Annotated in this window: 9 protein-coding genes; 4 read left to right on the top strand and 5 right to left on the bottom strand. The window is 31.4% G+C overall.

Translation table 11 applies throughout. From position 1 onward, the window contains the following. Positions 1 to 105: 105 nt before the first annotated feature. Positions 106 to 1,059, bottom strand: coding sequence for a 2-hydroxyacid dehydrogenase (locus IF125_RS11815; protein WP_171623389.1), 954 nt, complete (start codon positions 1,057 to 1,059; stop codon positions 106 to 108). A 167-nt stretch (positions 1,060 to 1,226) separates the two neighbouring features. Further along, positions 1,227 to 2,099 (bottom strand): diacylglycerol/lipid kinase family protein, encoded by an 873-nt coding sequence (locus tag IF125_RS11810; RefSeq protein WP_225542648.1) that lies wholly within the window; start codon positions 2,097 to 2,099, stop codon positions 1,227 to 1,229. A gap of 111 nt (positions 2,100 to 2,210) precedes the next feature. Here IF125_RS11810 and IF125_RS11805 point away from each other — a divergent pair, with 111 nt between their 5' ends. The 4 genes from IF125_RS11805 to IF125_RS11790 are packed head-to-tail and all read left to right on the top strand — an operon-like array spanning position 2,211 to position 6,608. After that, positions 2,211 to 2,639, top strand: a complete 429-nt coding sequence (locus IF125_RS11805; RefSeq protein WP_225542647.1) for a SufE family protein — start codon at positions 2,211 to 2,213, stop codon at positions 2,637 to 2,639. A 26-nt stretch (positions 2,640 to 2,665) separates the two neighbouring features. Then, positions 2,666 to 4,516, top strand: a complete 1,851-nt coding sequence (locus tag IF125_RS11800) for a monovalent cation:proton antiporter-2 (CPA2) family protein (protein ID WP_225542646.1) — start codon at positions 2,666 to 2,668, stop codon at positions 4,514 to 4,516. Beyond that, the gene (locus IF125_RS11795; protein WP_225542645.1) at positions 4,497 to 5,501 is read left to right on the top strand and encodes a glycosyltransferase family 9 protein; all 1,005 of its coding nucleotides are present in this window, start codon (positions 4,497 to 4,499) and stop codon (positions 5,499 to 5,501) included. The genes IF125_RS11800 and IF125_RS11795 overlap by 20 nt, the downstream gene beginning before the upstream one ends. 57 nt (positions 5,502 to 5,558) lie before the next feature. Beyond that, complete coding sequence (locus tag IF125_RS11790; RefSeq protein ID WP_225542644.1) at positions 5,559 to 6,608, top strand: alkaline phosphatase family protein; 1,050 nt, start codon at positions 5,559 to 5,561, stop codon at positions 6,606 to 6,608. Positions 6,609 to 6,640: 32 nt separating this feature from the next. Here IF125_RS11790 and IF125_RS11785 read toward each other — a convergent pair whose 3' ends face one another. From IF125_RS11785 to asnA, 3 genes are all read right to left on the bottom strand, one after another. Continuing rightward, positions 6,641 to 7,324 carry a LysE family translocator gene (locus IF125_RS11785; protein ID WP_225542643.1) on the bottom strand — a complete coding sequence of 228 codons (684 nt, stop codon included), beginning with the start codon at positions 7,322 to 7,324 and terminating at the stop codon, positions 6,641 to 6,643. Between the two features lie 41 nt (positions 7,325 to 7,365). Then, positions 7,366 to 9,525 carry a ribonuclease R gene (rnr, locus tag IF125_RS11780; protein WP_225542642.1) on the bottom strand — a complete coding sequence of 720 codons (2,160 nt, stop codon included), beginning with the start codon at positions 9,523 to 9,525 and terminating at the stop codon, positions 7,366 to 7,368. Positions 9,526 to 9,857: 332 nt separating this feature from the next. Continuing rightward, complete coding sequence (gene asnA, locus IF125_RS11775) at positions 9,858 to 10,862, bottom strand: aspartate--ammonia ligase (RefSeq protein ID WP_225542641.1); 1,005 nt, start codon at positions 10,860 to 10,862, stop codon at positions 9,858 to 9,860. Positions 10,863 to 10,889 lie beyond the last annotated feature (27 nt).

Genomic DNA, 10,889 nt, shown 5'->3' with positions numbered 1-10,889 from the left:
TAAATGCTACATCATATTTTACTTTTCTTGTCATAAAAAATGCCCCCAAAAGTGTCTAACTTTTTGGGGGCAGTGTAAATTCGGAACCTTTTTTATTCTATATGATTAACAATTATTCTTCCATTGAATAATTTTATCTCGAATAAATTCTGCTAATTTTATTTTACTTTGGTGTGTCCAACCTGCAATATGTGGTGCGAGAACTGCATTATCTGCTTCAATTAAATACTGAAATTCTTCTGGTAATTCTGAAGCAACTAATTTCTCGAAACTTGATTTTTCAAATTCCAAAACATCTAACGCAACACCCATTACTTTTCTATCTTTCATTGCTTCAACTAAATCTTTTGTAACGACAGATTTTCCACGAGCTGTATTCACAAAATAAAATGGCTTCTTGAATTTCGAAATAAATTCAGCATTTACCATTTTCATCGTTTCTGCTGTTTGCGGCGTATGCAAACTTACGACATCAACTTGTTCAAAAAAATCAGCTAATGAAACTTGTTTCGCAAAATCATTTCCTTTGTTTGGTAAAATATCATAACAAATGACATTAACCTCAAAGCCCTGCAATCGTCTCGCAAAAGCATTTCCCATATTTCCGTAACCAATAATTCCGACCGTTTTACCTTTCAATTCGTCTCCACGATTTTCTTCGCGTTTCCAAATTCCGTTACGAACTTCGTTATCAGCTCTTCGCAGATGATGCATTAACATCAAAAGCATACCAATTGCATGTTCTCCAACAGAATCTCTATTTCCTTCTGGAGAATTAAATAAAATAATATTCTTTTGCGCTGCAAAATCTTCATCAATATTCTCCAAGCCTGCCCCTACTCTACCAATAAATTTTAAGTTAGTTGCTTTACCCAAAAAAGTTTTATCGATTGGAAATCTACTTCTAACAATTAATCCATCATAAAGATTAATTTTTTGTTCAATAATTTCTTTGGGTGAACTATAATCTTCATCAACTATAAATCCTGCTTCTCGAAGTCCTTTATTCAAACATTCATGATTAGAATCTATTGCTAAAATTTTATATGCCGTATTCATTGCAAAAGTTTTATCAAAGTTACAACGATTGACTTTATCTAAACAGAAATAGTAAAAAAAATGGTTGTAAACAAAACGTTTATAACCATGTTAATAAGCTTTTAAATAACTTATAATAAAAAGATTAAATTGTTAATTAAATCATTATTTATCGATCAATTATAAACTTAATGAATAATTTTTAACGCATTTGGTAAGACTTTAACTTTCACTTGAGGTGAATTAGTTTGATGTATTTCTCCATCAAGTTGATACGTAATCGGTAAACCATCTAAGGTTTCAATTTTGAATTTTTTTACTTTACGGTATTGAGCTTTTTCTAACAAATCAATTTTTTTAGCCAAAACTAAAACGGAAAAATAAAATTGTTCGAAAACATCTAAATCTTCAATCATCAACAAATCCAACTCTCCATCAGATAAATCTGCTTTTGGTGTAAAAGAGATACCATATCCCGCAATGTTTGAATTAGAACAGAAAAGATAATAAAAACTCTTCTCGATTATAACATCATCTATATAAAGACGAAATAATTTTGATTTGTAATTCAACAATGTTTTAACAGAAGCATCAACGTAACCAGTAATTGTTCGCTTTTGATTCTCTTCATACGTTTTGATTACTTCAGCATCAATTCCAAAACCAAGATTACTAAAAAAATAGTTATCCTCTACCCGACCAACATCTATTGTATGTACAGAATTTGTTTTGATAATTTCAATCGCTTTGTTGATATCTTTCGGAATATTCAAATTAGTTGCTAAACCATTTCCAGAACCTGCAGGAATAATTCCTAAAGCAATATTTGTATTCACCATTGCACTCGCTACTTCATTGATTGTTCCATCTCCACCGCACGCAACAATCACATCCGATTTTTCTGCTATTGCTTCTTGTACCAATTCTTTTGCATGAAATTGATAAGCGGTTTCTTTTAAAACTATTTCGTCAGAAGCATCAAATTTTGATTGTAGAAAATCGATTGAAATATCATGTTTTGCATTTCCAGAATTTGGATTTACAATGAAAGTGTACCTCATTTTTTAGGAATTGAATCTTATTGGACAACAAAAATAAGAAAACTAAAAGAATCGAGCGATTTAACGTGTTTTTTTGGATAAAAACTATCAAAAACTTTCTAACTTTGTCTTATGAAAATTAAAGAAATTCAAAACGAAATAGTAGACGAATTCTCATTTTTTGATGATTGGGAACAACGTTACGAATATTTAATCGAATTAGGGAGAAGTTTAGAAGCATTAGCTGAAGAAGAAAAAACAGATGATAAAATTATCAAAGGCTGTCAGTCTTCTGTTTGGTTAGATGCAAAACTTGATGGAAACACCATCAAATTTAAAGCTGATTCTAATGCCATTTTACCAAAAGGAATTGCTGCTTTATTGGTAAGAATGTACGACAAGCAAACACCAAAAGATATTTTAGAATCGGATACAGATTTTATCAACGAAATTGGTTTATCAGAATTTTTATCTCCTACTCGTGCAAACGGTTTATTGGCGATGATTAAACAATTCAAATTTTATGCAATTGCATTTCAATCGAAACAAAATAATAGTTAAAACTATAATCAAAGCAACCTAAAATAATGGACGATTTTCTTGGACAAGCATTTATATTTTTATTTTCAGCTGTAATCTGCGTACCGATTTCTAAAAAACTTGGTATGGGTTCGGTTTTAGGATATTTAATTGCGGGTGTTTTAATTGGACCTTATGTCCTAAAATTTGTAGGTAATGATGGAGCAGATATCATGCATGCAACAGAATTTGGTGTAGTAATGATGCTCTTCCTTGTAGGATTAGAACTTGATCCGAAAGAATTCTGGAAGATGAAAGATAAAATCATCAGCTTAGGAGGAATGCAAGTTTTGGGAACAATTCTAATTGCAACATTGGTTGGAGTTTTTGCGCTGAAAATGAATTTACCCTTGGCTCTTTCCATCTCATTTGCTGTAACGATGTCTTCTACTGCGATAATTATGCAAACACTTAGCGAAAAAGGATTGACCAAAACTAGTATTGGTAAGTCGACATTCTCGGTGCTTTTGTTTCAAGATATAATGGTTATTCCAATATTAGCAATCATTCCGCTTTTGGTTGGAGATTCGCTCATACAATCAATCGGAGACGATTCAAAAAGCTTACTTGTTGGAGGTCCAGCCTTCATGAAAACTTTAGTAATTGTAGGAGCTATCACTTTTATTTATGTAATTGGTCGATATATTATTACACCTTATTTCAAATATGTAGGACAGTTACAAGTACGTGAAATTTATACAGCATCTGCGTTACTTTTGGTAATTGGCGTTTCAGTTTTAATGCAAAAAGTAGGTATTTCACCTGCTTTAGGAGCTTTCATCGCTGGTGTAGTTTTAGCAAATAATGAATATAAACATCAGTTAGAAAGTGATATCGAGCCGTTTAAATCATTGCTATTAGGAATCTTTTTTATTGCAGTTGGATCAACAATAAACTTCAAATTAATTGCAGATAAACCATTTATGATTCTTGGATTAACATTCGGAATTATGTTAATAAAATCTTTGGTTTTATGGCTAATTGGAATCAAACACAAATTTGATTTTGATCAAAAATGGTTGTTCATTTTATTATTATCTCAAGTCGGAGAATTTGCTTTTGTAATTTTAGCATTAACTCGAAATTTAGATATTTTAAGCAAAGAATGGTATGATATGATGTTGGCTACAACGGCCATTACAATGGTTATCACGCCTTTACTTTTGGTATTAAATGAAAAATTAATTCTAAAATATTTTGGAGTCAAAACAAAAGTTAAAACCATTATTCAAAACGATAAAATAACGCCAAATTCTGCTGACGGAGAAATTATTATTGCAGGTTTTGGTGATTTTGGGAATACCATAAGCCGTGTTTTGAAAAGTACTGGAATAAAATCGATTGTATTAGATAATGACAGCGAACGTGTGGAGAAAATGCGTAAACAAGGATTTAATGTATTTTATGGCGATGCAACAAATATTAATTTATTAAAATCTGCTGGAGCCGAACATGCAAAATATTTTGTAGCTGCTTTAGATCCACCAGAAATCAATCAAAAATTAGTGTATATCGTTCGTAAAAACTTTCCAAATCTCGAAATTATTGTCCGTGCAAAAAACCGTAGTTATGCCTACAATTATTTAAAAGATGGGTTGAATGAAGTGTACAGAGAAAACTTTTTCTCATCTGTTTATGTAGGAAGACAAATTCTAATGAAATACGGTTTTAGCTATGATGAAGCTGCTAAAATTGGAGAAATTTTTATTAAAAGTGATCGTAAATCATTGCGAAAAATCGCAAAACATGCCGAAAATTCAGATCAATATTTTGAAGCTTCTAAGCAAGAATTTGAGAAACAAATGAAAATGGTTGCAAAAGAAATTAACAACAGAAATCATGGAGAAAACGAATCGTAAAAAACTATTAGTTTTACGTTTTTCTGCTTTGGGTGATGTTACGATGATAGCTCCTGTTTTACAAGAATTTATTGAACAAAATCCAAATATTGAAGTTTATGTTGCTTCGCGTCCTTTTATGGAAAATATTTTCAAACAATTTCCACAAATTAAATTTATTCCGGTTGATTTAAACAACAAATACAAAGGCTTTTTTAGCTTATTCAAATTATACAATGATTTAAAAAAATATAACTTTGACTATATCGCTGATTTACACAACGTTATCCGTTCAAAAGTTATTACCGCTTTATTTAGATTAAATGGAACGAAAACAGCAACTTTAGACAAAGGACGTGCTGAAAAAAAAGCATTGATTCATCAAGAAAATCGCGTTTTTAAGCAATTAAAATTAACGACAGAACGTTATGCAGATGTTTTGCGTCAACTCGGTTTTAAACTCAATTTAACACATCACATCAAACCAAAATCAATCAAAGAACCAAAATCGATTGGTATAGCGCCTTTTGCTGCATTTACAAGTAAAATGTATCCAATTGAAAAGATGAAAATCGTAACGAAGAATTTAGCCGAAAAAGGTTATAAAATCTATCTATTTGGTGGTGGAAAAACTGAAACAGACGAATTAAAAAGTTGGGAAAAATTCAATCATAATATCACTTCTTTAGCTGGAACCGTTTCTTTTGAGGAAGAATTACAAGCAATTGCAAAGTTAGAAGCGATGATTTCGATGGATAGTGCAAACATGCATTTGGCTTCGTTGATGGGAACGCGAACAATTTCTATATGGGGCGGGACACATCCTTATGCAGGATTTTTAGGTTATGGTCAAGCAATGGAAGATGTGATTCAGGATGAAACGTTAAAATGTCGACCAACTTCTATCTTTGGCAAAGATCCAAAAGGTTTTGAAAATTTTGATTATTTTCAAAATTTAAGTGCAGAAGATGTTTATCTACAAATTGTTAAAAGACTAGAAAAATAAATAATTTAAAAGCATCATTAAGATGCTTTTTTTATTTTTTAAAAAAATTAGAATCAAATGAAATATACCGTTCTTATTCTTGCCTTTTTCTCCAATTTAATCTTTGCACAAGAACCAAAAGTTATCGTCATAACTATGGATGGAGTAAGGTGGAAAGAAGTTTTTCGTGGTGCTGATAAATACTTAATTAATCGTCCAAATTTTACCTCTTCAATGAATTATCATAAAGAAAAATATTTTGTTGAAGATTCTCTACAACGTAGAAAATTATTAATGCCTTTTACATGGAACTATATTGTAAAAAAAGGTGTTATTCTAGGAAACAGAGACGAAAAAAATCATGTCAATTTTACGAATAAACCACTTTGGTCGTATCCTGGTTATAATGAAATTATTACTGGAAAACCTGATGATATTAACATTATTAACAACGATGATATTTTAAATCCTAATATTTCTGTTTTTGAAATTGCCAATCAAGAAAAAAACTTTATCGACAGAGTAATGGTTTTTGGTAGTTGGAGAATGTATCCGTTTATTTTTAATCAAGAGCGTTCAAAATTAAAGGTTAATGCGGGCTATGCGGATAGTTTTAACACCACTAAATCTGAACGAGAAATTCTTATCGAACGCTTTCAATCAGAAACACCAAAACAATGGTGGGGAACAAGATTTGATATTTTTACGCACGAATTTGCTTTAGAAGCCTTGAAAAATCAAAAGCCTAAATTACTTTTTATTGGTTACGGAGAAGCAGATGACTACGGGCATAATGCAGATTATGATCTTTATTTAAATGCAATTAATCGCAATGATCGTATGATTGAGGAATTATGGAATTATGTACAAACTGATCCTTTTTACAAAGATCAAACAACTATTATCGTAACAACTGATCATGGTCGTGGAGATTTTTACGAATGGGTAGATCATTCAAAACACGTAAAAGGTTCGTCAAACAGCTTTATAATGCTTTTAGGCCCTTCTATTAAAAAGGAAAATTTTACAAAAAAAGACTATTATTCTACTCAAATTGCGCAAACAATAGCTGATTTATTGGAAATAAAATGGCATAATCCTGATGCAGGAAAGTCTTTATTCAATTAAAAAAACCACCTTTTTGAGGTGGTTATATATTTCTAATGGGTTTGTTCTTGATTAATAAGCTGATGCTCTATCTTTTGATCGATTTCTTTGAAGAATCCGAAGCCTTTCAGAATGATAATTAATCCAAAGATTAATAGACAAATTCCAACTCCTTTTCGTACCATAAATACTTTCTGATCGGTAAATCGTTTTTGTAATTTTCCAGCTAAAAATATTTTCCCCAAATCAATTACAAAATAAGTAGTCAACACCACTCCCATATAGAGCATAAAATCACTAGGATTTGGATATTGAATCATGATTGAAGAAACAATTACAAACCAAAAAACAATCACACCAATATTCAATAAATTCATGATAAATCCATTGATGAAAGTCCTCATATAATTATTGGTTACAAATCCTGCTTCACCTTCCATATGTAATTTTGGTTTAGAGAAATACATAAAAATTCCATAAATCAAAACAAAGAAACCAGCAATAATATAGATGCGATAAAACTTAGGATGACTTGTTACATAATCTGCAAAGTCTTTGCTCCCAAAATAAGCAGCAGCAATACATAGAATATCCGCTGCTATTACTCCCAAATCCAATACTACAGCGGTTTTCCAGCTTCTTCGTAAACTTGTTTCGATAAGCAAAAAAAATACTGGTCCAATAAGGATTGTACTCAATAAAAAACCTATTAGTATGGCCGAAAATATTATTTCCATAACTTAATTAAGGTCTGCAAGATAAGTTTTAATTATGAAACTTAAGCATCAACCAATTCAAAATCTAATTGCTTCTTAATTAAATCTGCACTTAAAACTTTGATTCTAACTGGGCTTCCTAATTGATATTTAACTCGTGTACGTTTTCCAACTAAGGCATGATTTTTTTCATCAAAAACAAAATGATCACCTTTCATCGCACGCGATCTGATTAATCCTTCGCAACGAGTTTCTGGAATTTCAACGAATATTCCATAATCCTGAACTCCTGTAATAAACGCATCAAAAGTTTGACCTACGAATTGCTCCATGTATTTAACTTGCATGTATTTAATCGATTCTCTTTCGGCTTCTGCTGCAATTTTCTCACGAGAAGAACAATGTTTTGCCTTCTCTTCATAGGTAGAAGCTAATGGCGATTTTTTACCATCCAAATAATCTTGTAACAAACGGTGTGCAATCATATCTGGATAACGACGAATAGGCGACGTAAAATGAGTATAATAATCGAATGCTAAACCGTAATGTCCTATATTTTCTGTTGTATATTTAGCTTTTGCCATTGTTCGCATTGCCAAAGTCTCAACCATATTTTCTTCTGGTTTGCCTTTTACATCAGCTAACAATTTATTCATCGAATTGATGGTTGTTTTACGATCTCCAATTTCTAATTCGTAACCAAACTGACGAATAAAATTCTTTAAATCTAGTAACTTATCTGGGTTTGGATCATCGTGAATACGATAAATATAAGTATTCGAGTTCTCTTTGCCGTTTTTATCTAAACTAATAAATTCTGAAACTTTTCGGTTACATAACAACATGAATTCTTCAATTAGTTTATTCGAATCTTTCGAAATTTTAAAGAAAATTCCTTGTGGATTATGCGCTTGATCCAAATCGAATTTTACTTCAACTTTATCAAAATTAACTGCTCCATATTTTAATCGCTTTTGGCGCATTGTTTTCGCTAAACGATCTAAGGCTAAAATCTCATCTTTAAAATCTCCATCTTCTCCTTCGATAATAGCTTGTGCTTCTTCGTATGTAAAACGTCTGTCCGAATGCGTTACAGTTCGACCAAACCACGTGTTTACAATCTTCGCATTGTCGTCCATTTCAAATACTCCTGAAAAGGTAAATTTATCTTCGTTTGGACGTAAAGAACAGGCAACATTCGACAAAACTTCTGGTAACATTGGTACTACTCTATCAACTAAATAAACAGAAGTTGCACGTTTGTAAGCTTCTTGCTCGATTAACGAACCTGGACGAACATAATGTGTGACATCGGCAATATGCACACCAATTTCCCAATTTCCATTATTCAATTTACGTATAGATAAAGCATCATCAAAATCTTTTGCATCCTTCGGATCAATCGTAAATGTTGTTACATTTCGCATATCTCGGCGACGGGCAACTTCATTTTCTCCGATAGTTGTATCCAACTGATTTGCTTCTTCCTCTACTTCTTCCGGAAATTTAGCTGGTAAATCATATTCAAATAAAATTGCATGAATTTCAACATCTGTATCGTCTGGATTTCCTAAGACTTTAGAAACTTCTCCAAACGGAGAATTAGAACCTTCTGGCCAATTCGTTAAACGAACCACAACTTTTTCTCCTGATTGAGCTCCATTAATACGCTCTTTTGGAATAAAAAAATCGTGATTTCCATTTTGCATCGTTACAAATCCAAAATTTCCGTTTTTTCCTAATTCGAAAATTCCAGTAAATTCTGTTTTATTACGTTCTACAATTTCAACAATTTCACCTTCTGCACGAGAAGAATTTTTGTTCTTTTTAGGATAAACATAAACACGAACTGTGTCGCCCTTTAAGGCATTTTTTGTTTTTCCTTTTTGTACAAAAACATCTTGTTCCAAACCATCAATCACAATGTAAGCACTTCCCGAAGAAGTTAAATCGGCAATTCCAACCATATAATCATTGGTTGCATTAATCTTGTATTTTCCTCTTTCGACTTCAGTTATTTTTTTATCAGCTAATAAAACATTCAAATTTTTGATTAATAATTCGACATCAATTCGATTCGTTAAATTTAAAGCTGCTGCGATTTGTTTGTAATTTAAAGGTTTATTTGGATTTTGAAATAAAACTTCGATGATAGACTTCGTAAACTTTGTTATGTTTTTGTCTTTTTTCGCCTTTGTATTTTTAAAATTTTTTCTTGGCATAATTTGTTTTCTGTAAAATCTCGAGATTTATTTTCGAGATTTATTTTAAAATAGTTAATAAATAAACATCTTAATTCATTGATTATTAATTTAGTTTTAATAACTATTGATAAGATGTTAATAAACAACATAACCACTGCAAAGGTAATATATCCTTTTTCTAAAATAACAATTTACAGCCAATTCTATGTTACATAAAAGATAAGATTACTTTTAACACTTCGATTTATTGCGAAAATTGAGCCAAAATCATATAATATTTAAAAACAATGTTAATTGCTATATTAAAACCTAAAAAAAGCAGTTTCTTAAGTTGAAACTGCTTTTTCTATTTATAGTAATTCGATACTTTCCTCTTTTAATTTTTCTTTAATTTTACCGTCCCAAATACTTGCTTGTACTTCGCCGATGTGACGCGATTTTAACATAAACATACACAAACGAGATTGACCAATTCCTCCTCCTATGGATTCTGTTAATTGATCGTCTAACAACATCGAGTGAAATAATAAGTTTTTACGGTCTGTTGAGTTTCTAATCTCCAGTTGTTTAGTCAATGCTTTTTTATCTACACGAACTCCCATCGAAGAAAGTTCAAAAGCAGTTTCTAAAATTGGATTCCATACTAAAATATCGCCGTTCAAACCTTTAAAACCTTCGCTGTTTTCAGTACTCCAATCATCATAATCTGCAGCGCGCGAGTCGTGTAATTCTCCGTTACTTAGTTCACCTCCAATCCCATAAATAAACACCGCTCCAAATTCCTTACAAATTGCATTTTCTCGCTGTTTAGGAGTAAATGTTGGGTATTTTTGTAACAAATCTTCTGATGAAATAAACGTAATTTTATCTGGTAAAATTGCTTTTAAGCGAGGATACTTAGCCTCTACACCTTGTTCTGTTTCTTTAATTACTTTGTAAATAGATTCAACTGTTTGGAAAAGATAAGCTAACTGACGGTCTTGAGGAACAATTACTTTTTCCCAATCCCATTGATCCACATAAATAGAATGTATTGGCGAATAATCTTCATCAGGTCGTAATGCGCGCATATCTGTTATAATTCCTTCTCCTGGTTCTATCTCCAACTCTTTCAAACGAATACGTTTCCATTTAGCCAAAGAATGTACAACTACAGCATGCTGATCATTTAAAGATTTAATCGGAAATTTTACAGGTCTTTCGATATTATTCAAATCATCATTAATTCCTGTACCATCCAAAACTACCAATGGTCCTGACACAGGAATTATGTTTAATTCTTTTTGTAATCCTTTAGAGAATTCTTCTTTAACATAAGAAATTGCTTGTTCCCGAAGTAATAATGCTCTGCTCATCTTTTAATCTTTAAATTCTTTCTGGGT

Origin of the sequence: Empedobacter stercoris (assembly GCF_020281205.1) — a bacterium.
GTDB lineage: Bacteria > Bacteroidota > Bacteroidia > Flavobacteriales > Weeksellaceae > Empedobacter > Empedobacter stercoris.
The sequence above is the reverse complement of the archived record's forward strand: the minus strand, read 5'-3'. Positions and strand labels throughout refer to the sequence as shown.

Excerpts from the sequence above, each read along its gene's own strand:
- IF125_RS11815 (WP_171623389.1), bottom strand. The coding sequence starts at position 1,059 with ATGAATACGGCATATAAAATTTTAGCAATAGATTCTAATCATGAATGT.
- IF125_RS11785 (WP_225542643.1), bottom strand. The coding sequence starts at position 7,324 with ATGGAAATAATATTTTCGGCCATACTAATAGGTTTTTTATTGAGTACA.
- IF125_RS11805 (WP_225542647.1), top strand. The coding sequence starts at position 2,211 with ATGAAAATTAAAGAAATTCAAAACGAAATAGTAGACGAATTCTCATTT.
- IF125_RS11810 (WP_225542648.1), bottom strand. The coding sequence starts at position 2,099 with ATGAGGTACACTTTCATTGTAAATCCAAATTCTGGAAATGCAAAACAT.
- rnr (WP_225542642.1), bottom strand. The coding sequence starts at position 9,525 with ATGCCAAGAAAAAATTTTAAAAATACAAAGGCGAAAAAAGACAAAAAC.
- IF125_RS11795 (WP_225542645.1), top strand. The coding sequence starts at position 4,497 with ATGGAGAAAACGAATCGTAAAAAACTATTAGTTTTACGTTTTTCTGCT.
- IF125_RS11790 (WP_225542644.1), top strand. The coding sequence starts at position 5,559 with ATGAAATATACCGTTCTTATTCTTGCCTTTTTCTCCAATTTAATCTTT.
- IF125_RS11800 (WP_225542646.1), top strand. The coding sequence starts at position 2,666 with ATGGACGATTTTCTTGGACAAGCATTTATATTTTTATTTTCAGCTGTA.
- asnA (WP_225542641.1), bottom strand. The coding sequence starts at position 10,862 with ATGAGCAGAGCATTATTACTTCGGGAACAAGCAATTTCTTATGTTAAA.